Consider the following 23,792-nt stretch of genomic DNA (forward strand, 5'->3'; position numbering starts at 1 on the left):
TCAGCCCGCGCGCAGTGCCATCGTCATCGCCTCCACCGCCAGCAGCGGAGCGACGTTGCGGTCGAGCGCGTCGCGGCAGGCGGCGATCGCGTCGATACGGCGCAGGGTGGACTCCGGCGAGCTGCCGCGGGCCAGCCGCTCCAGCGCGTCCTCCGCCTCCACGTTGGCGATGGCGAGCCGGGAACCGAGCTGGAGGGCGAGCACGTCGCGGTAGAAGCCGGTGAGGTCGATCAGGGCCAGGTCCAGGCTGTCGCGCTGCGTCCGCGTTCTCCGGCGCTTCTGCCGGTCCTCCAGCTCCTTCATGACGCCCGCCGTGCCCCGCGGCATCCGACCGCCCTGAGCGGCGCCGAGCGCGGCCTTCAGCTCCTCGGTCTCCTTGACGTCGACCTCCTCGGCGAGCTGCTTCGCGTCCTCCGCGGCCGTGTCGATCAGCTCTTGGGCGGCCTTGAGGCAGCCACCGATGTCGTCGATCCGCAGCGGGAGCTTGAGGACGGCGGCACGGCGCTGCCGGGCGCTCGGGTCCGTCGCGAGGCGGCGGGCCCGCCCGATGTGGCCCTGCGTGGCGCGCGCGGCGGCCGCGGCGACGGCGGGCTCGATGCCGTCACGCCGGACGAGGATGTCGGCGACGGCCTCCACCGGCGGGGTGCGCAGCGTGAGCAGCCGGCAGCGGGAGCGGATGGTGGGCAGTACGTCCTCGATGGACGGCGCGCACAGCAGCCAGACCGTGCGGGGAGCGGGCTCCTCGACGGCCTTGAGCAGGACGTTCCCCGCACCCTCGGTCAGGCGGTCCGCGTCCTCCAGGACGATGACCTGCCAGCGGCCGCCCGCGGGCGACAGCTGGGCCCGACGGACCAGGTCACGGGTCTCCTTGACGCCGATGGACAGCAGATCGGTACGGACGATCTCCACGTCGGCGTGGGTGCCCACCAGGCTCGTGTGGCAGCCGTCGCAGAACCCGCAGCCGGGGACTCCGCCGAGCGCGCGGTCAGGGCTGACGCACTGCAGCGAGGCGGCGAAGGCGCGCGCCGCCGTGGAACGGCCCGAGCCGGGCGGGCCGGTGAACAGCCAGGCGTGGGTCATCTTGGACGCCTCGGGGAGCGGGGCGTTCGTGGCGGCCGCCGTGACGAGCGCGTCGGCGTCCCGGGCAGCGGCGGCGAGCTGCTCGCCCACCTTCTCCTGGCCCACCAGGTCGTCCCACACAGGCACGGGCTCCGCCCTTCCGTCGCACTTTGTCTCGCGTCGTCCATTGTGCGGGTCGCCACTGACAACGCGGGCCACCCGGCCGACCGGGTCCAGGTCGGGCTCGGGCCCAGGTCAGGCGCAGACCCTCGTCGGGCTCGGGCCCAAGTCAGGCTCAGACCCTCGTCAGGCTCGGGCCCAAGTCAGGCCCGGTCCGGGTCAGGCCGGCCCGGGTCGAGCCCGGGTCCGGGCTCGATGTTCAGCCGTCGGACCCCGGCCGATGACCGGCACGGCCCGGAACGGCCCGGCCAACACAGCTCGGCACCACCCGGCACGGCTCGGATCGGCGCCCACCGGATCAGCCGCCCCCACTCCTGGCAGGGGCGGCCTCGCCGTGCCGAGGCCGTGTCGGCGCCGCACCGGCTCCGGACTAGCGCCGCCGACCGCCGCGACCACGGCCACGCCCGGGATCCTCGTCCCAGTCGTCCTCGTCGTCGCGCGGGCCCAGCAGTTCGTCCGCCAGGGTCGGGAGGTCGTCGAGCGGGGTCTCCTCGGCCCAGTCGGGGCGGGGCCTGCGGCGGGGAGCGCCCGACTCGTCCACCTGCGGCAGCTCCCGGGTGCGGTCCGAGGGGCCCGGGGATCCCGCCGGCCGCTCGTCGCGGAAGAAGCCCCGGGGCATCCGGTCCGCGGCATCACGGGACGGTCCGTCGCCGCGGCTCCCCGCGCCCCTGTCCCGTACCGGAGGAAGGACGGCCGTCTCGTCGGCCGCGCGCGGGGGAACCGGCGGCAGCACCGCCGTCTCGTCCGCAGCGCCCGTGGATACCGGCGGCAGGACAGCCGTCTCGTCCGCCGCTCCGCCCGGAACCGGCGGCTTCGGCAGCGTGGCCGTGTCCTCGCCGTCGGAACGGGAGCCCCGGCGGGAGCCCCGACGGTCCTCGTCCGGTCGTACCGGCGGGAGCACGGCGGTCTCGTCGGCAGAGGCCGCCGGATCGGCGACCACGGGCGTGGGAACCGTCGTCTCGTTGTCCGACGCCGAAGCGGCCGCGGGCCACGAGGGCTTGGACGCGGAACGGGAAGCGGACGAAGCGGGCGCGGACGGGGATGCCTTGGCCGGCGCGGTGCCACCGGTGTCGCGTCCCGTCCCGGCCTTGGACTCAGATCCCTTCGGACCGTCCGCCTTCGGACCGTCCCCCTCGGGGCCGTCCGCCTTCGGAGCGGCTGCGGTGCCCGAGACCGCGGCCTCGGCCGAAGCCGCCGCGGCGGCCGAGGCGGCGGCCGCCTCCGCGGCGATCCGCCGGGCCTCCTCGGCCCTCAGCAACGCCTCCTCGGCCTTGCGCTGCTTCTCCAGCCGGCGCTCCTCGGCCTCGGCGCGCAGCCGCGCCTCCTCCTCGGCCTGCCGGCGCGCCCGCTCCTGCTCCGCGGCGCGGGCCTCTTCCTCGGCGAGCAGCCGGGCCCGCTCCTCCTCGGCGCGGCGACGGGCCTCCTCGGCACGCTGCCGTGCCTCCTCCGCCTGGCGCTCGGCCTCACGGCGCTGGGCCTCCTCCAGCTCCCGCTGCTTGCGCTCCTCCTCCTCGGCGCGCAGCTTGGCGAGCTGGGCCTGGCGCTCGCGCTCCAGACGCTCCTCCTCGGCCTTGCGCGCGGCCTCTTCCTCGGCCTTGCGCCGGGCCTCCTCCTCGGCCGCCCTGCGCGCCTCCTCCTGGGCCTTCACCTCGGCCTCGGACAGGGGCAGCAGGACGTCGAGACGGTGCCGTACGACCGTGGTGACGGCCTCGGGCTCCTGCGCGGCGTCGACCACCAGGTAGCGGCCCGGGTCGGCGGCGGCGAGCGTCAGGAAACCGGAGCGCACACGCGCGTGGAACTCCAGCGGCTCCGACTCCAGCCGGTCGGGCGCCTCGGTGAACCGCTCGCGGGCGGCTTCCGGCGACACGTCCAGCAGAACGGTCAGATGCGGGACGAGTCCGTTGGTCGCCCAGCGGTTGATGCGGGCGATCTCCGTGGGCGACAGGTCGCGGCCCGCGCCCTGGTAGGCCACGGACGAGTCGATGTAGCGGTCGGAGATGACGATGGCGCCCCGCTCCAGCGCGGGACGGACGACCGTGTCGACGTGCTCCGCGCGGTCGGCGGCGTACAGGAGCGCCTCGGCGCGGTGCGAGAGGCCCGCGGACGACACGTCGAGGAGGATCGAGCGCAGCCGCTTGCCGACCGGCGTGGCGCCCGGCTCACGGGTCACCACGACCTCGTGGCCCTTGGCCCGGATCCAGTCGGCGAGGGCCTGCGCCTGGGTGGACTTGCCGGCTCCGTCGCCGCCCTCCAGGGCGATGAAGAAGCCGTTCGTCGCGGGCACCTGCGCCGGGTCGTCCCCGCCGCGCAGGGCGTCCAGCAGGTCCTTGCGCAGCGGCACGCCGGAGCGGTCGTCGACCTTGGCGAGCACCAGCGCGGCGACGGGCAGCAGAAGCGCGCCGACCAGCATGAGGGTGAAGGCGGCGCCGCCGTGCGCGAACACGAACTTGCCGTTCTCCAGCCGGTGCGGGCCGATGGCCGCGGCCACCAGCGGCGCCACGATCGCGCCGACCGCCACGAAGACCCTCACGACCGCGTGGAGGTGTTCGGTCGTGCGGGCGCGCCGGTAGTCCTCGGTCTCCTGGTCGAGCAGTGCGTGCCCGGTGTTGGCGGCGACGCCCGCGCCGACTCCGGCGAAGGCGACGATCAGCAGCACGGTGGTGACGTCCGGGACGAGCCCGGCGGCCAGAAGCATGATCCCGGTGAAGGCGATCGCGAGGGCGAGCAGCCTGCGCCGCGAGAGCGACGGGAGCAGCGAGGGCGCGGTGCGGATGCCGGCGACGACACCGCCGGTCAGGGCCAGCACCAGCAGCCCGTACAGCACCGGTCCGCCGCCCAGGTCGATGGCGTCGAGCACGGAGACGGCGACGGCGGCGGAGATCGCGCCGGCGACGGCCGCGCAGGCGGGTACCAGGAGCGGGATCGCGCCGGTGCGTCCCTTGTCGCCCGCGGTGCCCGTCTTCGGGCGGCGCAGTCCTTCGAGCGGCGACCGGGGGCGCGGGGTGCGGGCGTCGGGCAGTTCGAGGAAGGTGACGACCGACAGGGAGGCCGCGAACAGTCCGGCCGCGACGTACGAGGCGAGGGCCGCCTGGTGCAGGTGGAACCAGTCGATCCCGGCGCCCAGCATGTTGCTGACGAGCGAGACGGCGACCAGGGCGAGCGCCGCCAGCGGCACGGAGACGAACGAGGTCCGCAGGGACAGCCGCCGCAGCGCGTCCATGTGGTCCGGCAGGGGGCGCACGGTGGCGCCCTCCAGCGGCGGCGCGGGCAGCAGCGCGGGGGCCGCGCTCTCCCGGCACACGGTCCAGAACCGCTCGGCGACCCCGGTGACGAAGACGATCACCAGGAGCACGGCGAGCGCGTTGTCCGGGGTCCAGTCGATGAACAGGGGCGCGACGATGAGGAGCGCGGCCCGCAGGCCGTCGGCTCCGAGCATGGTCCAGCGCCGGTCGAGGGGTCCGTCGGGCGAGGTGAGCGACGTCAGCGGCCCGAGGAGCACGGCTCCGAAGAGGAGGGTCGCGAGGACGCGGGTTCCGAAGACGGCCGCCACGGCTAGGGCGGCACCACGGACGCCGCCGCCGAAGGAGCCCTCGAAGACCGCCGCCTGGAGGGCAAGGATCACCAGGACGAGCAGGGACAGCGCGTCCGCGACTCCTCCCACGAGGTGGGCGCTCCACAACCGCTTCAGCTGCGGTTGCCGCAGCAGCGCGCGGACGGCACGCTCGCGCGAATCCGCGACCAGGGCTTCGTCGGGGGCCCAGTTGTGGGCCGTTGGCTGCTCGGCTCGCGTCATCCTGCCAGCCTATCCGGACCCGCTGACTCCCCGAAGGGGTGCCCGAACAAACGGACGCCCCCACACCAAATGGTGTAGGGGCTTCCGCTCTCTGACGTGGGTCCGGGCCGGTCCCCGGCCACCGAAATCGCGGAAATTTCGGAGGGCTGAGACGGGCCGACGCGGGCCCGGGCCGGCTGCGGCGGGCCGAGGCGGGCTGCCGCGCCGAGGCGGGCTCGGGCACCTGCCCGCTCCCGCCCTCGCCGGGCCGACGGCTCAGCCTTCGGAGGCGGCCGTCTTCTTCGCTGCGGCGGTCTTCTTGGCGGGTGCCTTCGTGGCCGTCGTCTTCGCAGCCGTCGTCTTCTTGGCGGCGGTCTTCTTGGCCGGTGCCTTCTTGGCGGGAGCCTTCTTGGCCGCCGTCTTCTTCGCGGTCTTCTTGGCCGGGCCCTTGGCACGCTTCTCGGCGAGCAGCTCGTACCCGCGCTCCGGCGTGATGTCCTCGACGCTGTCGCCGGAGCGCAGGGTCGCGTTCGTCTCGCCGTCGGTCACGTACGGTCCGAAGCGGCCGTCCTTGACCACGACCGGCTTCTCGCTGACCGGGTCGGTGCCCAGTTCCTTCAGCGGCGGCTTGGCGGCCGCGCGGCCCCGCTGCTTCGGCTGGGAGTAGATCTCCAGCGCCTCTTCCAGCGTGATGGTGAACAGCTGGTCCTCGGCGGTGAGCGACCGGGAGTCCGTGCCCTTCTTCAGGTACGGCCCGTAGCGCCCGTTCTGCGCGGTGATCTCGACGCCCTCGGCGTCCGTGCCGACGACGCGGGGCAGCGACATCAGCTTGAGCGCGTCCTCGAGCGTCACCGTGTCGAGGGCCATGGACTTGAACAGCGAGGCCGTACGCGGCTTCACGGCGTTCTTGCCGGTCTTCGGGGTGCCCTCGGGGAGCACCTCGGTGACGTACGGGCCGTAGCGGCCGTCCTTGGCGATGATCTGGTGGCCCGTCTGCGGGTCGGCGCCCAGCTCGAAGTCACCGCTCGGCTTGGCGAGCAGTTCCTCGGCGAGCTCGACGGTCAGCTCGTCCGGGGCCAGGTCCTCGGGGACGTCGGCGCGCTGGTGGTTCTCGGCGTCCTTCTCCCCGCGCTCGACGTACGGGCCGTAGCGGCCGACGCGCAGCACGATGTCGTTGCCGACCGGGAACGAGGACACCTCGCGGGCGTCGATGGCGCCCAGGTCGGTGACGAGCTCCTTGAGGCCGCCCAGGTGGTCGCCGTCGCCGTTGCCCGCGTCGGCGGCACCGGTCGCGTCGCCCTCGCCGAAGTAGAAGCGCTTGAGCCACGGCACGGCCTGCGCCTCACCGCGGGCGATGCGGTCGAGGTCGTCCTCCATCTTGGCGGTGAAGTCGTAGTCGACGAGCCGCCCGAAGTGCTTCTCCAGAAGGTTGACCACGGCGAACGACAGGAAGGAGGGCACGAGGGCCGTCCCCTTCTTGAAGACGTAACCGCGGTCGAGGATCGTGCCGATGATCGACGCGTACGTCGACGGGCGGCCGATCTCGCGCTCTTCGAGCTCCTTGACCAGCGAGGCCTCGGTGTAGCGGGCCGGCGGCTTGGTGGCGTGGCCGTCGACCGTGATCTCCTCGGCGGACAGCGGGTCGCCCTCGGCGACCTGCGGCAGCCGGCGCTCACGGTCGTCGAGCTCGGCGTTCGGGTCGTCCGCGCCCTCGACGTAGGCCTTGAGGAAGCCGTGGAATGTGATCGTCTTGCCGGACGCGCTGAACTCGGCGTCCCGGCCGTCGGCCGAGGTGCCGGCGATCTTCACGGTGACGGAGTTGCCGACCGCGTCCTTCATCTGGGAGGCGACGGTCCGCTTCCAGATCAGCTCGTACAGCTTGAACTGGTCGCCGGTCAGTCCCGTCTCGGCGGGGGTGCGGAAACGATCACCCGAAGGGCGGATCGCCTCGTGCGCCTCCTGGGCGTTCTTGACCTTCCCGGCGTACGTACGCGGCTGCGCCGGCAGGTAGTCGGCGCCGTACAGCTGGGTGACCTGGGCGCGCGCGGCCGTGACCGCCGTGTCCGACAGGGTCGTGGAGTCCGTACGCATATAGGTGATGAAGCCGTTCTCGTACAGCTTCTGCGCCACCTGCATGGTCGCCTTCGCACCGAAGCCGAGCTTGCGCGAGGCCTCCTGCTGGAGCGTCGTCGTGCGGAACGGCGCGTACGGCGAGCGGCGGTAGGGCTTGGACTCGACCGAGCGGACGGCGAAGTTCGTGTCCTGGAGGGCGGCGGCGAGCGCGCGGGCGTTCGTCTCGTCCAGGTGGAGCGTGTTCGCGCTCTTGATCTGGCCGAGCGAGTCGAAGTCGCGGCCCTGGGCGACCCGCTTGCCGTCGACCGAGGTCAGACGGGCGACGAGGTTGGAGGGGTCGCTCGCGTCACCGGTGCGGCCGGTGCCGAAGGTGCCGGTCAGGTCCCAGTACTCGGCGGAGCGGAACGCGATGCGCTCGCGCTCCCGCTCGACGACGAGGCGGGTCGCCACGGACTGGACGCGGCCCGCCGACAGCCGCGGCATGACCTTCTTCCACAGGACCGGCGAGACCTCGTAGCCGTAGAGGCGGTCGAGGATGCGGCGGGTCTCCTGCGCGTCGACCATGCGCTTGTTCAGCTCGCGCGGGTTGGCGACGGCGCTGCGGATCGCGTCCTTGGTGATCTCGTGGAAGACCATGCGGTGGACGGGGACCTTGGGCTTCAGGACCTCGAGGAGGTGCCACGCGATGGCCTCGCCCTCGCGGTCCTCATCGGTGGCGAGGAAGAGCTCGTCGGAATCCTTCAGCAGGTCCTTGAGCTTCTTGACCTGGGCCTTCTTATCGGCGTTGACCACATAGATCGGCTGGAAGTCGTGTTCGACGTCCACACCGAGGCGGCGGACCTCACCGGTGTACTTCTCCGGCACCTCCGCGGCGCCGTTGGGGAGGTCGCGGATGTGCCCGACGCTCGCTTCGACGACATAGCCGGGGCCGAGGTAGCCCTTGATCGTCTTCGCCTTGGCAGGCGACTCGACGATGACGAGTCGGCGGCCGCCGTGTGCGGTGTCGCTGGTCGGGGACAACTTCGCTCTTCTCTCCGGTCGACGCGGAATCTCCTCGGGGCTCGGCTCCCGAGGGGTCGGGTCATGCTGACGCTGCGGAGTGTGACGGTACATCCCGCCCCCGTGTCAAACGGGAAAAGCCCGCAACGGCCACTCGAACGGTAACCCGACTACCGCCATTCCTGCCGCCCGGAGTGTCGACCTGCCCTTCCGCGCCTATCCGGAGGGTAACTTCCCAGTTACCCGGGCCGCGTCCCTCACGCGCGGTCTCACACGCGCGTGAAGCACCACACCCCGAGCGCCAGGGCCATGCTTCCGGCGACGCTCGCGAGGGTCGCCGATGCGACGCGGTTCACACCGTGGGCGACCGGCTCGCCCTGCCGCACCCGGACCATCGTCCAGGCCAGGATTGCGCCTCCGAACAGGGCGAACACCAGCCCCGCGAAGATCGCCGGCCCGCTTTCCATGGCTCTTTCCTTTCACCCCGGGACCTCAGGATCGGGAGGCTGACACGCCCCGGCGGCCTGCGTACGAACCCACGGTGAACGCCGGGCGACCGGCACCCCATGAGGCCCCGCCCCGGCACCCGGCCCCTCGGTCCACGCCACCCGTCCGCTTCCCGCCGACGCCTCCGTCACGCCACCGACTGTGGCGAATCCGTCGTCACCGGGGAGGCCGACGCAGGGTCGCGGCAGGAGGAGCGGGGCGAGGACGGGGAGGAAGAGGGAGGCGGCGGAGGCTCGGGGGCTGAGCCGGAAGCGGAGTCGGAAACGGAGTGAAAGCGGAAGCAGGCACGGGGGCGGAGACAGAGGAGACGTATACGGGGAAGAGCATGAGCCACGGGTGGCGGAGGGTCCGCGGCTCCTCGGATGTTGGCCGGTTTTGGGAGGGGCGTCGCGTGCCCCTGCGCTCCCTGCCTCTGAGCCGGTCCGCGACCGCCGAGACGGCGGAGGGACCGGGCCGGGGCCGAGGGGGGCCACGGGCCTGTCGGGCGGCGGGCCGGGGCCGAAGGGACCGCGGGGGCCTGACAGCCGGCGGGCCACAAGCCGAAGGGGCCGCGGGTCCTGCCGGCCGGTGGGTGGGGGGGGAGGCCGAAGGGATCGCACGGCCGTGACAACCGGTGGGCCGAAGGACGGGTAGGGCGCAGGCCCAGCTGGCCGGTAGGCGGCAGGCCCAGCCGACCGGAGGACCGGCAGGCCCGCGCGAGCCTCCGTCCTCGCCTCGGCGTGGCGCGGCCCTCCGGGATCACCGGCGTGGACCGGTTACTCGACCGGCTCCAGGAAGCCCTGCTCGACCAGCAGGCGGATCTGCGCGGGCGTGCGGTCCCGCAGCATCACCGGGTCCTCGCCGACGAGTTGGGCGATGGCGTCGAGGATGCGCCCCGCGCTCAGCGTGCCGTCGCACACACCGGCGAAGCCCGCGCCGACCGTGTCCACCTTGGTGGCCCGGCGCATGCCCCGGTGCTGGCGCAGCACCACGTGCTCCGGGTCCTCGGCGCCGGGCAGTCCGACCTGCTCCTGCACGACCTCCGCCACGAGTCTGAAGTGCCCGGCGAGCAGACCCGCGTCGTCGTGCCGTCTCAGGTAGTCGACCCGGTCGAAGTGCTCGCGCACGGCGTCGCCGAGCGGCTGCTCGACGGAGTGCGGCCACTCCTCGACGGTGATCGACGGCTCGGCGGCCGCCGTCCGGCGCAGGGTGATCCATCCGAAGCCGACGGCCTTGACCTTGCGGGCCTCGAACTCGTCGAGCCACGCGTCGTACCGCGCCTGGTAGTCGGCCGGGTCGGCCCGGTGGTCGCCCGAGTCGCGCAGCCACAGCTCCGCGTACTGCGTGACGTCCTGCACCTCGCGCTGCACGATCCACGCGTCACAGCCGCGCGGCACCCAGGAGCGCAGCCTGTCCTGCCAGTCCTCGCCCTCCACGTGCTGCCAGTTGGCCAGGAACTGTGCGTACCCGCCTTCGTTCAGCCGGTCCCCCGCCTCCTGAACGAGCGTGCGGCACAGATCGTCGCCGCCCATCCCGCCGTCGCGGTAGGTCAGCCGGGCACCCGGCGAGATCACGAACGGCGGGTTGGAGACGATCAGGTCGTAGGTCTCGTCGGCGCGGACCGGTTCGAAGAGGGAACCCTGGCGCAGGTCGGCGGCCGGGGCACCGGAGAGCGCGAGGGTGAGCGCGGCGATCTCCAGCGCGCGGGGGTTCAGATCGGTGGCCGTCACCCGCGTGGCGTGCTGCGCGACGTGCAGGGCCTGGATCCCGGAGCCGGTGCCGAGGTCGAGCGCGGAGCCGACGGGCTCCCGCACGGTGATGCCGGCGAGGGTGGTGGAGGCGCCTCCGACTCCGAGGACGACGCCCTCCTCACGGCTGCCGATGCCCCCGGCGCCGCCGACCGCGCAGCCGAGGTCGGACACGATGAACCAGTCCTCGCCGTCGGGTCCGCCGTAGGGCCGGATGTCGACGCTCGCGGCCACCTCGTCGCCGCCCGTCCGGGTGAGCCAGCCGCTCTCCAGGGCGTCCTCGACGGGCAGCACGTCCGCCACACGCTCGTGCGGCACGGGCTGCTGCAGCAGGAACAGCCGTACGAGCGTCTCCAGCGGTGTGTCCCCGCGGGTCGCCCGGAGCGCGGGCACGGTCTCGCTGCGCGCCAGCGCCGCGTACGCGGGGGCGCCGAGCAGGTCGAGGAGACCGTCCGCGGTGAACGAGGCGTCGAGGAGGGCTCTCCGCAGCCGGGCGGCGATGTCGGAACGATCGGACGAGGGCAACGGTGACAGGCTGGTGTGGCTCACGCCTCCCATTGTGTCCGCTGTCGCCCATCGGTACCCACACCTGTGGACAGAGCCGCACCTGTGGACAACGGGGTGGAGCGGAGGGCACGACACCGCGCGCCAGGGCCCGCGGCCGTGCGTGCCGCACGTCGGGTCCGCGGGCACGCACGGCACAGGCCGAGAGCCCGGCACGAAAGCGTGCCGGGCTCTCCCGTGGCCCTGTGGGTGTGGCCCTGCGGACGGACTCAGCCCTTGGCCGCCGACGGGGTGCCGGACGCCGACTTGCAGCTCTCCTGCTGCGCCATCGCCTTGCCCACGTCGCCCTCCTCCAGCTGCTTCAGGGCGTCGCTGCCGCTCTGGCTCAGCTTGCCGAGCTGGGTGGCGATGCCCTTGAGGCCCTCGGCGAACTTGGCCTGGTCCTTGGTGTCGAGCTTGGCGACCTGGGTCTTCAGATCGGCGTACGAAGCCGAGATGGTGTTGAGCTCCTTGACGGCGTTGGTCTGCTTCGTCTTGCCGTCCTCGACGTCCGGCGGCCCCGCGTTGTCGACGGCGGTGCCGATCGCCTTGTAGGCGTCGGACATGTCCTGGAAGGCCTGTGCGTCGGTCTTCTGGACGGCTTCCGGCGTGCTGTTGTCCGAGGTCTGCTTCTGGATCGCGGCGTTCGCTTCCTCGATCTTCTGCGCCTGCGGCTTCACCGCGTCGCAGACCTGCTTGGCCCAGGAGTTCAGCTTGTCGTTGCCGCCGTCGTCACTGCTGCTGCATCCCGACAGCGCGATCACCAGTACCGCACCGCCGGACAGTGCGGCCGCGAGCTTCTTGTTCACCGGTTTGGTCCCTTCCATGGCTCTCGGCCCCGGAACATACACGCCATGCGGGCGACAACCCCAAGGCGAATGTCCGTTAAGAAGCTTATTGAAGCCATTTGCACCAAGCGAGAGAAGGCTCACGACCGCGGAGCGAACACGAACGGGGCGGGCGCACGACGCGTCAACACGCGCCGTGCGCCCGCCCGTTGGCCCATCACCCGGTCCGGCAGGGAAATCGGTGCCGTTTCGGGGTTCGGAACCCGTGAGTCAGGAAACCACCGCGGGATCGGCCGACTTGGCGATGCCCTCGTCGTCGTCCTCCTCGTCGCCCATGGTGATCCTGCGCCGCTTGGAGACGTACACGGCGCCCACGATCACGATGAGGGCGAGGATGGCGATGAACACCCGTACGCCGACGCTCTTGTCGTCGCCGTACGAGAACTTGACGATGGCCGGGGCGATCAGCAGCGACACCAGGTTCATGACCTTCAGCAGCGGGTTGATCGCGGGGCCGGCCGTGTCCTTGAACGGGTCGCCGACGGTGTCGCCGATCACCGTCGCCTCATGGGCCTCGCTGCCCTTGCCGCCGTGGTGGCCGTCCTCGACGAGCTTCTTGGCGTTGTCCCACGCGCCACCGGAGTTGGCGAGGAAGACCGCCATCAGCGTGCCGGTGCCGATCGCGCCCGCGAGGAACGAACCGAGCGCGCCGACCCCGAGGGTGAACCCGATCGCGATCGGCGTGAGCACCGCGAGCAGGCCCGGCGTGGCGAGTTCGCGCAGCGCGTCCCTGGTGCAGATGTCGACGACGCGCCCGTACTCGGGCTTCTCCGAGTAGTCCATGATCCCGGGGTGTTCGCTGAACTGCCGCCGTACTTCGTAGACCACGGCCCCGGCGGACCGCGACACCGCGTTGATCGCCAGCCCCGAGAAGAGGAAGACGACCGCGGCGCCGACGATGAGACCCACGAGGTTGTTGGGCTGCGAGATGTCCATCATCAGGTTCATCGGAGCGCCCGCGCCCGAGACCTTCTCCCCCACGTCGTTCGCGGCGGTGGTGATCGCGTCGCGGTACGAGCCGAAGAGGGCCGAGGCCGCGAGGACGGCGGTCGCGATGGCGATGCCCTTGGTGATGGCTTTGGTGGTGTTGCCGACGGCGTCCAGGTCGGTGAGCACCTGCGCGCCCGCGCCCTCGACGTCGCCGGACATCTCTGCGATGCCCTGCGCGTTGTCGGAGACGGGCCCGAAGGTGTCCATCGCGACGATGACACCGACCGTGGTGAGCAGGCCCGTTCCGGCGAGTGCCACGGCGAACAGCGCCAGCATGATCGACGTACCGCCCAGCAGGAACGCCCCGTACACGCCGAGGCCGATCAACAGGGCGGTGTAGACGGCCGATTCGAGACCGATGGAGATTCCGGCGAGGACGACGGTGGCCGCGCCGGTCAGTGAGCTCTTGCCGATGTCCCGGACGGGACGGCGGCTGGTCTCGGTGAAGTAGCCGGTCAACTGCTGGATGAGCGCGGCCATGACGATGCCGATCGCGACCGCGACGACCGCGAGGACCCGCGGATCGCCGTCCTTGGCCTTGATCGCCGCGTCCGTGACCCCGTCCAGTTCGCCGTAGGTCCCCGGAAGGTAGATGTAGACGGCGAGGGCGACCAGCACGAGCGAGATCACCGCGGAGATGAAGAACCCGCGGTTGATCGCGGACATGCCGCTGCGGTCGGAGCGCCGGGGCGCCACCGCGAAGATGCCGACCATCGCGGTCAGGACGCCGATCGCGGGCACGATGAGCGGGAACGCGAGCCCGGAGTCGCCGAACGCCACCTTGCCGAGGATCAGCGCGGCGACGAGCGTCACGGCGTAGGACTCGAAGAGGTCCGCGGCCATACCGGCGCAGTCGCCCACGTTGTCGCCGACGTTGTCGGCGATGGTCGCGGCGTTGCGCGGGTCGTCCTCCGGGATGCCCTGCTCGACCTTGCCGACCAGGTCGGCCCCGACGTCGGCGGCCTTGGTGAAGATGCCGCCGCCGACACGCATGAACATGGCGATCAGCGCCGCGCCCAGACCGAAGCCCTCGAGGACCTTCGGCGCGTCGGCCGCGTACACGAGCACCACGCAGGAGGCTCCCAGCAGACCGAGCCCCACCGTGAACATGCCGACGACGCCACCGGTGCGGAAAGCGATCTTCATGGCTTTGTGCGAGACGGCGGTGAGATCCTTTGCGGGTTCACCCTTCGCCGGGGTCGCTTCCCTTGCCGCGGCGGCCACGCGGACATTGCTCCGTACGGCGAGCCACATACCGATATAGCCGGTGGTCGCCGAGAACACCGCGCCGATCAGGAAGAAGATCGACCTTCCGGCACGCTGATTCCAGTCGTCCGCGGGCAGCAGCATGAGCAGGAAGAACACCACGGCGGCGAATACGCCGAGCGTGCGCATCTGACGCCCCAGGTAGGCGTTCGCGCCTTCCTGGATCGCCGTCGCGATCTTCTTCATGCTGTCGGTGCCCTCGCCGGCCGCGAGAACCTGGCGCACCAGGATCCCGGCGACCACGAGTGCCGCCACGGCGACGACCGCGATGACCATCACGATCAGACGGTTGCCGGACGTCAGAACCGCGGCTGCGAGGGTTGTGGGGTGATCAAACTGATGAGGGGTAGAAAGCCCCGCCATTCGTCCTCCTTGACGCTTGGGCTGAGCTCAAGATGTGGACGGATTCTAGGTACCGGAACCTGATCAAAACAGTGCGCGGTAAGCGGAATTAGCCTTCACTTGCTCTTCGGCAAATGATCGACAGGCGTCTACGGACCCCAATGCAGTAATGCCCCAGAAGCGTGGACGCTTGATCCAATTATCGCGCCACTGATCGTGAATCAATTCACGAAACGCCGAGTGCGATCACCATATGGACGAACGAAAGTTCCCGGACATGCCGAAGGGCCCCACCGAGTAGGGCCCTTCAGGACAAATAAAGAGAGGCTGCTGTCAGGGAAGAGCGACGGCCGGCGGCGTGGTGGGCCAGCTCATCCTGATCAGTCCGCCGTGCTCTCCGGCGATGACTTCCACGTCGTCGACGAGGCCGCTGATGACCGCGAGGCCCATCTCGTCCTCCTCGGTCTCCGTGTCCGAGCCGTCCGGGTTGGCGCCGGACGCCGACCCACCGGGCACCGAGCCCGGCGACTCGTCGCCGACCTCGATGGAGAACTGCTTCTCCTCCTCGATCAGCGCCACATGCACCGGCGCCGAGATACCGCCGCTCTGGTGCAGTCCGACGGCACGCGTGCAAGCTTCACCGACAGCGAGCCGGACCTCGTCGAGGACGGCCTCGTCCACTCCGGCCCTGCGCGCCACCGCTGCCGCCACCAGTCGGGCGGTCCTGACGTGCTCGGGCAGCGCGCTGAAGCGGAGTTCAACGGTGGCCATGCATCCCCCTCTGAACTACGGGCGTGCTGTCTGGGGGCCGGGCCGTGGGGCCCGGTCCCCGGTGTTGTGCGTTGCCGGGCCCACGACCCGGGAGACCGGCCGTCAGTCGGTCGCGTTGACCGCCTCGTCCACCGAGGTGTGGATCGGGAACACCTTGGTGAGACCGGTAATACGGAAGATCTTCAGAATGCGCTCCTGGTTGCACACCAGACGCAGCGAGCCCTCATGGGCCCGGACGCGCTTCAGGCCGCCCACCAGAACGCCGAGGCCGGTGGAGTCGAGGAAGTCCACGCCCTCCATGTCGACGACGAGGTGGAAGCTGCCGTCGTTCACCAGCTCGACCAGCTGCTCGCGCAGCTTGGGCGCGGTATATACATCGATTTCGCCGCCGACCTCGACGACCGTACGGTCGCCGTTAGGGCCGGACACATTGCGAGTCGACAGGGACAGGTCCACGGATCCTCCAGCACCTTGCTATCGAGCGGTCGCCCCATGGGACACCTCGGCAGAGCCCCCGGGACGGTTCGCCAGCCGCGATGGCATTCAATCACTTACCGGCAGGCGTGCACGACGCCTTGGGCCCATTGTCCGTCACGCCAGTGACACACTCGATGCCGATGGCCAAGAATCACCGATCCGATCGATCCACGGCGGACACCGCGTCCCGCCCGTCGCCGAGCACCGTCCTGGACCGGCTCGCCTCGGGGCCGAGCCGGTCTTCGCGCATCACTCATACGGAGCACTTGCCCCCGCGAGAGGGTCGTCATGCCGTCTGGCCCGACCGGATCCGTCCGGAGGTCATCGCGGCCGTGCAGGCCGCCGGCATCGAGCACCCCTGGGCCCACCAGGCGCGCGTCGCCGAGCACGCCCTGGACGGCGAGTCGGTGATCGTCGCCACCGGCACCGCCTCCGGCAAGTCCCTGGCCTACCTCGCCCCCGTCCTGACGGCACTCCTGGAGGGCTCCGAGGCCCCGAACGGCCGGGGCGCCACCGCCCTCTACCTGGCCCCCACCAAGGCCCTGGCCGCCGACCAGCGCCGCTCGGTGAAGGAACTTTCACTGCCGCTGGGCAACGCCGTGCGCCCGGCCGTGTACGACGGCGACACCCCCTTCGAGGAACGCGAATGGGTGCGCCAGTACGCCAACTACGTCCTGACCAACCCCGACATGCTGCACCGCGGGATATTGCCCTCCCACCCCCGCTGGTCCTCCTTCCTGCGCGCCCTGCGCTACGTCGTCATCGACGAGTGCCACACCTACCGCGGCGTCTTCGGCTCCCACGTCGCCCAGGTACTGCGCCGCCTGCGCCGCCTCTGCGCCCGCTACGGCGCCTCCCCCGTCTTCCTGCTGGCCTCCGCCACCGCCGCCGAGCCCTCGGTCGCCGCGAGGCGCCTGACCGGCCTCCCGGTCGTCGAGGTCGCCGACGACGCCTCCCCGCGGGGGGAACTCGTGTTCGCCCTCTGGGAGCCCCCGCTCACCGAACTCCACGGCGAGAAAGGTGCACCCGTTCGGCGTACCGCCACCGCCGAGACGGCCGACCTGCTGACCGACCTGACCCTCCAGGGCATGCGCTCGATCTCCTTCGTACGGTCCCGGCGCGGCGCCGAGCTGATCGCCGTCATCGCCCAGGAACGCCTGGCCGAGATCGACCGTTCGCTGGCCCGGCGCGTCGCCGCCTACCGCGGCGGCTACCTCCCCGAGGAGCGCCGAGCCCTGGAGGGCGCGCTGCACTCCGGGGAACTCCTCGGCCTCGCCGCCACGACCGCCCTCGAACTCGGCGTCGACATCTCCGGCCTCGACGCCGTCGTCATCTCCGGCTACCCGGGCACCCGCGCCTCCCTGTGGCAGCAGGCCGGCCGCGCGGGCCGCTCCGGGGAGGGCGCGCTGGCGATCCTGGTCGCCCGCGACGACCCGCTGGACACCTTCCTCGTCCATCATCCCGAGGCCCTGTTCGACCAACCGGTGGAATCCACGGTCCTCGACCCCGACAACCCCTACGTACTGGCCCCCCACCTGTGCGCCGCCGCCTCCGAGATCCCCCTCACGGACGAGGACCTGGAGCTGTTCGGCCCCGCCGCCGCGGGCCTGCTGCCGCAGCTGGAGGCCGCGAAGCTGCTGCGCCGCCGGACGGCGGCCTGGCACTGGACCCGCCGGGAGCGGGCCGTCGACCTGACCGACATCCGCGGGGGCGGCGGCAGCCCCGTCCAGATCGTCGAGGAAGGGACCGGCCGCCTGCTGGGCACGGTCGACGAGGCCGCCGCGCACACGGCGGTCCACGAGGGCGCGGTCCACCTGCACCAGGGCCGTACGTACCTGGTGCGCTCGCTGGACCTGGAGGACTCCGTCGCCCTGGTCGAGGAGGCCAGCCCGCCGTACTCGACGGTCGCCCGCGACACGACCACGATCGCCGTCCTGGAGACCGACACCGAAATCCCCTGGGGCGACGGGCGGTTGTGCTACGGCTCCGTGGAAGTCACCAACCAGGTCGTCTCCTTTCTCCGTCGACGTGTCATCACGGGTGAGGTGCTCGGGGAGACCAAGCTCGATCTCCCTCCCCGGACCCTCCGCACCCGTGCCGTCTGGTGGACGGTCACCGAGGACCAGCTGGACGCGGCCCGGATCAACCCGGAGATCCTCGGCGGCACCCTGCACGCAGCCGAGCACGCCTCTATCGGCATGCTCCCGCTGTTCGCCACCTGCGACCGCTGGGACATCGGCGGCGTCTCCGTCCCCCTCCACCCGGACACGCTCCTGCCCACCGTCTTCGTCTACGACGGCCACCCGGGCGGCGCCGGATTCGCCGAGCGCGCCTTCCACACCGCCCGCTCCTGGCTCACGGCCACCCGGGGGGCCATCGCCTCCTGCGAGTGCGACGCCGGCTGCCCGTCCTGCATCCAGTCCCCCAAATGCGGGAACGGCAACGAACCCCTGCACAAACGGGGCGCCGTACGCCTCCTCACGGAACTCCTCCGGGCGGCACCGGAGGAGCCAGGTGGGGAGCGTTCGGGTGGAGAGCCTTCGGGTGCGGTGCAGCCGGACGGGGTGTAGGTGGGCGGCAGCCGGGCGGGACGACAGGGCGGGTGCAGTCGGGTGGGGACCCGCCGGGTCGGGGGAGAGTCAGTCGTCGGCCGGTTGGACAAAAGTTGGGTGCGTACGGCCGAACGGCTGAACGCGGGTGGGATTCGACCGGTGCCGGGAGCCTGACGGGGAGCCCGAAGGAGGGCCGAGGCATCAGGAACGGCCTGCGAGACCTGCCGGCCCAGCCCGCGATCTCACCTCGGCGGTGATCAGACCGGTACCGGACGCCGCCGTCACCTCCGAGATCTGGCCGTCGACCGAGCACCGCACGATCCGCGCGCCCTGCGCCCGGGCCACCCGTTCCGCGCGGGCGCAGGCAGCCGTGCCTCCGTCGCTCCAGTGATCCGCCGCCGCGAGGGCCGCCAGATCCGCGGCCCCCGCCGCCCGATGCCTGACCACGACGGCCTGCCCCATCGACAGCACCGCCCCGAAGACGGCACACAGCACGGCGATCGCGCCCACCGTCCACACCGTCGCCGACCCTCTGTCGCGGGAGGCACTCCATGGCGCATGGCGTCCTCTTCGCCCAGCACGTGGCCACCTCCGTCGCTGCAGGCACCGCTGGCTCCGGCTCCTCATCTCCCCTTCACCCCCACGGTCGAGCGCCCCACCGTCGTGACCCCCTCGGTCCCGTCCCTCACCGTCGAGCGGCCCACCGCCGCGTCCCCCTCAGTCCCATCCCTCGCCGTGCGCCCTGTCGCCGCGTCCCCCTCAGTCCCGTCCCCTGCCGACGAGCCTCCCGCCGTCGAGCCCCTCTCGGTCCCGTGCCCGACCGTCTCCTCCGCCAGTGCCACCGCCGCGTCCTTCAGCTCCAGCGACAGCGCGGCAGGCCCTGGTGTTCTCGCGGCGACCGTCACCCGGACCAGGTCGCCTTCCCGTCCCACCGTGACCGTCGCACCGGGCGGGGCCGCCCCGCGGGCCGTCGCCAGGACCGTTTCCGGCGGGTCCTGGCGCGCCGCCGACCGGGCACCCGCCCTCGCCGCGTCCACGCACTGGATCTGCGCGGACGCGGCGAGCAGGGCCCAGACCAGCGCCAGGCCGACGAGCACCAGGGAGGGCAGCACCACGGCGGCCTCCGCGGTGACGAATCCACCGTCCCGCCGTGGAACCGGCCCGTCCCCCAACCGAGCCGTTCCCGGCCCGTGTTCACATCTGGACATTGAGGGCCCGCCCCACGATGCCCTGAAGTTCCTCACCGACCTGCCCGCTCGTCACCACCTTGTAGAGGGCCGCCGCGAAGGCCACGGCAGCGATGACGCCCACCGCGTACTCGGACGTGACCATCCCCGCGTCCTTCCGCGCCGCGACCGCCGCGAGGGCCCGGGCCCGCGTCCGCGCGTACCGATGCCCGCGCACCTTCCGCCGGCTCCGTCCCCATCCTCGTCCTCGCTCCAGCCCGGAAACACGCACCGTCCTGCTCATCTCAACCTCCATGTATGTCAGTCCTGTTGGCTACTTCGCCCATTCGCTGCCCGCGGCTCGCCGCCCCCTCCGCCCGTCACCCACCACCTCCTCTCAGCAGTCCGCCGGCCAGCCCGATCACCACGGGCAGCACCCCGATCGCGAGGAAGGCGGGCAGGAAGCACAGCCCCACCGGCGCGGTGACCATGACGGCCGCCCTGCGCGCCCGCGCCGTGGCGGTGCGCCCCCACTCGGCACGTGCCTCCGCCGCGAGCCGGCCGACCGGCAAGGCGGCCGGAACACCCGAGTCACCCGCCCGCTCCAGCAGGCGCGCGAGCCCCCGGGCTCCCGGCAGGGCCGCCAACTTCCGCCAGGCATCGACTGGTTCACCGCCGAGGCGTACCTCTGCCGCGCCTCTCGCCAGCCGCTCGCCCACCGGTCCACCCAGTGCTTCACCGACGGCGTGGGCGGCCGCCACCGGGCTCGCGCCCGCCGCGATGCAGGCGGCCACCAGATCTGCGGCCAGCGGGAGTTGGCGGGCGGCGAGCGTCACGTCGTACTCCTCCGGGGGTACCGGATTCCGTCGCCGGAGCCACCACCGGACGCCGACACCCGCCGCCAGTCCCACCAGAACCCCGACGAGACCGCCGACCAGCACCCAGCCGGCGCACACCACTCCCAGCAAGGGCAGCCACCGTCGGGCGTAGCCCCTCATCTCGGGTCGGCGCGGTGTCGGCGCTGCTGCCGGGACCAGCAGCTCGGCCAGCCGTCTGCGCGCCTTCCTCGCCCGCCGCACCGTCCCGAGCCAGCGTGCCGGCGAACCGATCAGGAGCGCTCCGCACACCAATACCCCCAGCCTGTGGACAACTTCCGCGTTCATGCGGCCTCAGCTCCTCTGACGATCCGCAGCGCCCACCACAGCCCCACGCTCTCCAGCACTCCGCCGACGGCCAGGCAGCCCAGTCCGGGAGCTGTGTGCAGCAGCACGTGCAGGGGGTCCGCACCCAGCGCGGTGCCGAGCAGGAGGCCGAGGACGGGCAGGCCCGCGAGCATCGATGCCGTCGAACGCGATCCCGCCAACTGAGCTCGCATGTCCGCTCGTTGATCGCGTTCGGCTCTCAGAGCGGCCTCCAGCCGGTCGAGTCCGGCCGCCAATCCCGCTCCCCGGTCCACGGCCACGCGCCAGCAGGCGGCGAGACCCACCAGCCCCTCGGCGCCGGGCTGCCCCGCCGCCTCGGTGAGGGCAGCCGGGACATCCCCGCCGAATCTCGCCGCGGCCAGGACCAACGGCTGCGCCTCGGCGAGTCCTCCGGCATCGCGTGCGGCCGCGAGCAACGCCTCGCCGGGCTGGCGGCCGGCCCTCACCTCCCCGGCGAGCGCGCCGCACAGGGCGATCACCGCGTGGCCCCGTCGCTCCCGCTCGCGCCGAGCCTCCCCCGCCCGCCGCACCCGGCGTAGCAGGGGCATGCCAGCGGCGCCGAGGAAGAGGGGCACGAGCGAGGCGCCCAGCACCGCGATCACCCCGCCGGCCACCAGTGACCAGGCTTCGGGTCCAAGCCGCGCGCGCAGTCCTGGCCAGTCGACGCGAACCCGCTCCCATCGGGGCGGTCCGGTCGCCGCCCCTCCACCGGCGAGGAGCACCCTCGCCCTGCGCGCGCCGGAGTTGTGACCGCCGATCAACCAGGCCGCGATCCCCGCACACGCAACGGCCGCTCCCGCCGGTGCGTCCGCCATCTCGCCGATCCTCATCCCCGTCCCCTCTCGCATCCCGGCGTCCGGGTCTGATCAGCACCTCGGTCGGCACCACACGCGAAGGGCTCCTCGCGCTGCGCCTGTCCGCACGGACTTCCCCCTCTCCCGAGACCGGTCGACTCGTGCCGGCCCTGACCACGACCTCGCCCGTCTCCGCATACCGGGCCCCGCCATCCCCGGCTTCCCGCCCGGAGCAGGTCGCTCAGCCGCTCCCATCCCCGCTCACGGACGAACGCGTCCTCGCCCCACCGCAGCGCGGGCACCGTCACCACCAGCCCCGACGGATCGCGTTCCAGCACATGCACCTCGGCGATGCGGCGCCGTCCCGCCGGATCCCGCACGAGGTGCAGAACCACGGAGAGGGCCGCCGCCAACTGGCTGTGCAGCGCGGCCCTGTCGAGTCCGGCCGCGGTGCCCAGGGCCTCCAGGCGGGCCGGGACCTGCGCCGCCGCGTTGGCGTGGAGCGTCCCCGAGCCGCCCTCGTGTCCCGTGTTCAGGGCGGCGAGCAGCGAGACGACCTCGGGACCGCGCACCTCGCCGACGACCAGCCGGTCCGGTCTCATGCGCAGGGCCTGCCGGACGAGATCCTGGAGCGAGACGAGGCCGACGCCCTCCTGATTGGCGGGACGCCCTTCCAGGCGCACCACGTGCGGATGATCGGGCCGCAGCTCGGCCGAGTCCTCGGCGAGCACGATCCGCTCTCCCGGGCCCACCAGCCCCAGCAGCGCGCTCAGCAGGGTCGTCTTCCCCGAGCCCGTGCCTCCGCTGATGAGGAAGGACAGCCGGGCGTCCACGAGTGCTCCGAGCACCTGGTCCCCGCCGGGCGGGACGGTTCCCGCCGCCACCAGTTCGTCGAGGGTGAAGGCGCGCGGCCGTACGACCCGCAGGGACAGGCAGGTCGATCCGACGGCGACCGGTGGGAGCACGGCGTGCAGACGTGTTCCGTCCGGCAGCCGGGCATCCACCCAGGGACGGGCGTCGTCGAGCCGTCGGCCGGCCACGGCCGCGAGGCGCTGGGCCAGACGCCGCACGGCCGCCGCGTCCGGGAAGGAGACGGACGTCAGCTCCAGGCCGCGGCCGCGGTCCACCCAGACCCGGTCAGGGGCGGACACGAGCACGTCGGTGACGGACGGGTCGGCGAGCAGTGGTTCCAGCGGGCCGCTGCCGACCAGTTCGGACCTCAACCGCTCCGCCGCGCCGAGGACTTCGGCGTCTCCGAGCACCCTCCCCTGCGCGCGCAGCGCCTGTGCCACGTGGGCGGGGGTCGGTTCGGCCCCGCTCTCGGCCAGCCACTGCCGCACGCCGTCGAGCAGCCCCACGCCACCGTCCGGCCCGCCCCCGGACCCCTCCGACGCCCCCGCGCCCGCGGACACGAGACTCCCGTTCATACGCCCGCTCCCTCGACCGGCACCCGCTCCCAGAAAGCCGAACAGAAACGGGCCAGGGGCCCCTTCGCCGCGCTCCCCGGCGGCGGACCGCCCTCCAACGGGAAGGATTCCGAAGGCAGTTCACCCACCAAGGGCAGGTCGAGCAGACGGGCGACATCGCGGTCGCCTAGACCCGGTGCGCAGGGTCCGCGGACCACGATCCGCAGATCGCGCAGGACCATGCCGGCCGCGGACGCCACCCGTCCCGCCGCCGCGACGGAGCGCAGGTCTGCGGGGACCACCAGCAGCCCCATGTCGAGTTGGGCGAGGATCTCGACGACGCCTTCGTCGATGCGGCGGGGCAGGTCGACGACCACGACGCCGCCGCGCCGCCGGGCGGCGGCCAGCACCGCGCGCACGGCCTGCGGGGGAACGGTGACGGCGTCACTCCGGTCCCAGCTGAGGACCCGCAGGGAGTGCAGCCGGGGCAGGGACTCCTCCAGCGCGCCGCCGCCGACCCTGCCGCGGGACGCCGCGAACGCCGGCCAGCGCAGCCCCTCGGCCGCCTCCCCGCCCAGGAGTACGTCGAGTCCGCCTCCGAGCGGGTCCGCGTCCACGAGCAGGGTGCGCTTGCCCTCACGCGCCGAGGTGACGGCGAGCGCGCAGGCCAGCGTGGACGCCCCGGCCCCGCCACGGCCGCCGAGCACGCCGACGGTCAGAGCGGGCCGGCCGACTCCCTCGGCCACGTCGGCGATGCGGTCGACGAGCCACTGCTCGCCGTCCGGCAGCACCAGAACATGGTCCGCGCCGATCTCGACGGCACGCCGCCAGACCCCGGGGTCGTCCTGGTCCCTGCCGACCAGGACCACTCCCCTTCTCCGCGCGGCGCCCCGCACGCGCGGAACCGCGTCGTCCCCGACCAGGACTAGCGGTGCCGCCTCCCAGCCGCCCCTGTGTTCCGGAATCCCGTGATGGACCTCGGGCCGGGCGCCCGCCGCCGCGCACAGGCGCAGCAGGTCGTCGAGGAGGTCGACGTCCTCGGTGACGATCAACGGTCCGCCCTGCCGCCCGTCGGCGGTGGGCGGCCGGTCATGGATGATGGTTCCCGCCACGTTCTC

The 23,792-nt window shown here is 72.4% G+C and carries 16 protein-coding genes and 1 pseudogene; 1 reads left to right on the plus strand and 16 read right to left on the minus strand.

The genetic code is table 11. From position 1 onward, the window contains the following. The 9 genes from IO36_RS33140 to bldG form a co-directional block, all read right to left on the minus strand. Positions 1 to 1,206 carry a DNA polymerase III subunit delta' gene (locus IO36_RS33140; RefSeq protein ID WP_037625414.1) on the minus strand — a complete coding sequence of 402 codons (1,206 nt, stop codon included), beginning with the start codon at positions 1,204 to 1,206 and terminating at the stop codon, positions 1 to 3. 403 nt (positions 1,207 to 1,609) lie between these two features. Beyond that, complete coding sequence (tmk, locus tag IO36_RS33145; RefSeq protein ID WP_037625415.1) at positions 1,610 to 5,032, minus strand: dTMP kinase; 3,423 nt, start codon at positions 5,030 to 5,032, stop codon at positions 1,610 to 1,612. Positions 5,033 to 5,287: 255 nt separating this feature from the next. Then, on the minus strand, positions 5,288 to 8,104 hold the full coding sequence (gene topA, locus IO36_RS33150; RefSeq protein ID WP_037625417.1) for a type I DNA topoisomerase: 2,817 nt from the start codon (positions 8,102 to 8,104) through the stop codon (positions 5,288 to 5,290). 248 nt (positions 8,105 to 8,352) lie between these two features. Then, positions 8,353 to 8,550: a hypothetical protein gene (locus IO36_RS33155; protein WP_037625419.1), complete on the minus strand. Its 198-nt coding sequence runs from the start codon at positions 8,548 to 8,550 to the stop codon at positions 8,353 to 8,355. A gap of 795 nt (positions 8,551 to 9,345) precedes the next feature. After that, on the minus strand, positions 9,346 to 10,875 hold the full coding sequence (locus IO36_RS33160; RefSeq protein ID WP_209441307.1) for a DUF7059 domain-containing protein: 1,530 nt from the start codon (positions 10,873 to 10,875) through the stop codon (positions 9,346 to 9,348). 215 nt (positions 10,876 to 11,090) lie between these two features. Further along, positions 11,091 to 11,687, minus strand: coding sequence for a hypothetical protein (locus IO36_RS33165; protein WP_037625420.1), 597 nt, complete (start codon positions 11,685 to 11,687; stop codon positions 11,091 to 11,093). Between the two features lie 231 nt (positions 11,688 to 11,918). Beyond that, complete coding sequence (locus tag IO36_RS33170; RefSeq protein WP_037625422.1) at positions 11,919 to 14,327, minus strand: sodium-translocating pyrophosphatase; 2,409 nt, start codon at positions 14,325 to 14,327, stop codon at positions 11,919 to 11,921. Positions 14,328 to 14,639: 312 nt separating this feature from the next. After that, positions 14,640 to 15,077 carry an ATP-binding protein gene (locus tag IO36_RS33175; protein ID WP_037625424.1) on the minus strand — a complete coding sequence of 146 codons (438 nt, stop codon included), beginning with the start codon at positions 15,075 to 15,077 and terminating at the stop codon, positions 14,640 to 14,642. 102 nt (positions 15,078 to 15,179) lie between these two features. Further along, positions 15,180 to 15,533, minus strand: coding sequence for an anti-sigma factor antagonist BldG (bldG, locus tag IO36_RS33180; protein ID WP_037625427.1), 354 nt, complete (start codon positions 15,531 to 15,533; stop codon positions 15,180 to 15,182). A gap of 80 nt (positions 15,534 to 15,613) precedes the next feature. On the opposite strand from bldG, the gene IO36_RS33185 reads away from it, so the two are divergent. Continuing rightward, positions 15,614 to 18,124: a DEAD/DEAH box helicase gene (locus IO36_RS33185; protein ID WP_037625429.1), complete on the plus strand. Its 2,511-nt coding sequence runs from the start codon at positions 15,614 to 15,616 to the stop codon at positions 18,122 to 18,124. A 183-nt stretch (positions 18,125 to 18,307) separates the two neighbouring features. Here the strand turns inward: IO36_RS33185 and IO36_RS33190 are convergent, their stop codons facing one another. The 7 genes and pseudogenes from IO36_RS33190 to ssd form a co-directional block, all read right to left on the minus strand. Further along, positions 18,308 to 18,733 (minus strand): Rv3654c family TadE-like protein, encoded by a 426-nt coding sequence (locus IO36_RS33190; RefSeq protein WP_078943599.1) that lies wholly within the window; start codon positions 18,731 to 18,733, stop codon positions 18,308 to 18,310. Between the two features lie 179 nt (positions 18,734 to 18,912). Next, positions 18,913 to 19,314: pseudogene (locus IO36_RS33195) on the minus strand (TadE family type IV pilus minor pilin); the annotation flags it as partial. Further along, positions 19,301 to 19,438 carry a DUF4244 domain-containing protein gene (locus IO36_RS33200; RefSeq protein WP_382783924.1) on the minus strand — a complete coding sequence of 46 codons (138 nt, stop codon included), beginning with the start codon at positions 19,436 to 19,438 and terminating at the stop codon, positions 19,301 to 19,303. The gene IO36_RS33200 and the pseudogene IO36_RS33195, both read right to left, overlap by 14 nt. 214 nt (positions 19,439 to 19,652) lie before the next feature. After that, the gene (locus IO36_RS33205; RefSeq protein ID WP_037625433.1) at positions 19,653 to 20,435 is read right to left on the minus strand and encodes a type II secretion system F family protein; all 783 of its coding nucleotides are present in this window, start codon (positions 20,433 to 20,435) and stop codon (positions 19,653 to 19,655) included. After that, the gene (locus IO36_RS33210) at positions 20,432 to 21,289 is read right to left on the minus strand and encodes a type II secretion system F family protein (protein ID WP_245173577.1); all 858 of its coding nucleotides are present in this window, start codon (positions 21,287 to 21,289) and stop codon (positions 20,432 to 20,434) included. Before IO36_RS33210 ends, IO36_RS33205 begins: the two co-directional genes overlap by 4 nt. An 11-nt stretch (positions 21,290 to 21,300) precedes the next feature. Continuing rightward, positions 21,301 to 22,695, minus strand: coding sequence for a TadA family conjugal transfer-associated ATPase (locus tag IO36_RS33215; RefSeq protein WP_078943601.1), 1,395 nt, complete (start codon positions 22,693 to 22,695; stop codon positions 21,301 to 21,303). Continuing rightward, positions 22,692 to 23,786 (minus strand): septum site-determining protein Ssd, encoded by a 1,095-nt coding sequence (gene ssd, locus IO36_RS33220; RefSeq protein WP_037625435.1) that lies wholly within the window; start codon positions 23,784 to 23,786, stop codon positions 22,692 to 22,694. Before ssd ends, IO36_RS33215 begins: the two co-directional genes overlap by 4 nt. Between the last annotated feature and the right edge of the window lie 6 nt (positions 23,787 to 23,792).

The sequence above is a fragment of the Streptomyces aureus genome, from assembly GCF_000725495.1.
Classification (GTDB): Bacteria; Actinomycetota; Actinomycetes; order Streptomycetales; family Streptomycetaceae; genus Streptomyces; species Streptomyces aureus_B.

Bases quoted from the DNA above. Each gene is read 5' to 3' on its own strand.
- IO36_RS33165 (WP_037625420.1), bottom strand. From the start codon at position 11,687: ATGGAAGGGACCAAACCGGTGAACAAGAAGCTCGCGGCCGCACTGTCC.
- IO36_RS33210 (WP_245173577.1), bottom strand. From the start codon at position 21,289: ATGGCGGACGCACCGGCGGGAGCGGCCGTTGCGTGTGCGGGGATCGCG.
- IO36_RS33215 (WP_078943601.1), bottom strand. From the start codon at position 22,695: ATGAACGGGAGTCTCGTGTCCGCGGGCGCGGGGGCGTCGGAGGGGTCC.
- IO36_RS33200 (WP_382783924.1), bottom strand. From the start codon at position 19,438: ATGGTCACGTCCGAGTACGCGGTGGGCGTCATCGCTGCCGTGGCCTTC.
- IO36_RS33170 (WP_037625422.1), bottom strand. From the start codon at position 14,327: ATGGCGGGGCTTTCTACCCCTCATCAGTTTGATCACCCCACAACCCTC.
- IO36_RS33155 (WP_037625419.1), bottom strand. From the start codon at position 8,550: ATGGAAAGCGGGCCGGCGATCTTCGCGGGGCTGGTGTTCGCCCTGTTC.
- IO36_RS33185 (WP_037625429.1), top strand. From the start codon at position 15,614: ATGGCATTCAATCACTTACCGGCAGGCGTGCACGACGCCTTGGGCCCA.
- tmk (WP_037625415.1), bottom strand. From the start codon at position 5,032: ATGACGCGAGCCGAGCAGCCAACGGCCCACAACTGGGCCCCCGACGAA.
- IO36_RS33160 (WP_209441307.1), bottom strand. From the start codon at position 10,875: ATGGGAGGCGTGAGCCACACCAGCCTGTCACCGTTGCCCTCGTCCGAT.
- IO36_RS33175 (WP_037625424.1), bottom strand. From the start codon at position 15,077: ATGGCCACCGTTGAACTCCGCTTCAGCGCGCTGCCCGAGCACGTCAGG.
- IO36_RS33205 (WP_037625433.1), bottom strand. From the start codon at position 20,435: ATGAACGCGGAAGTTGTCCACAGGCTGGGGGTATTGGTGTGCGGAGCG.
- IO36_RS33190 (WP_078943599.1), bottom strand. From the start codon at position 18,733: ATGAGGAGCCGGAGCCAGCGGTGCCTGCAGCGACGGAGGTGGCCACGT.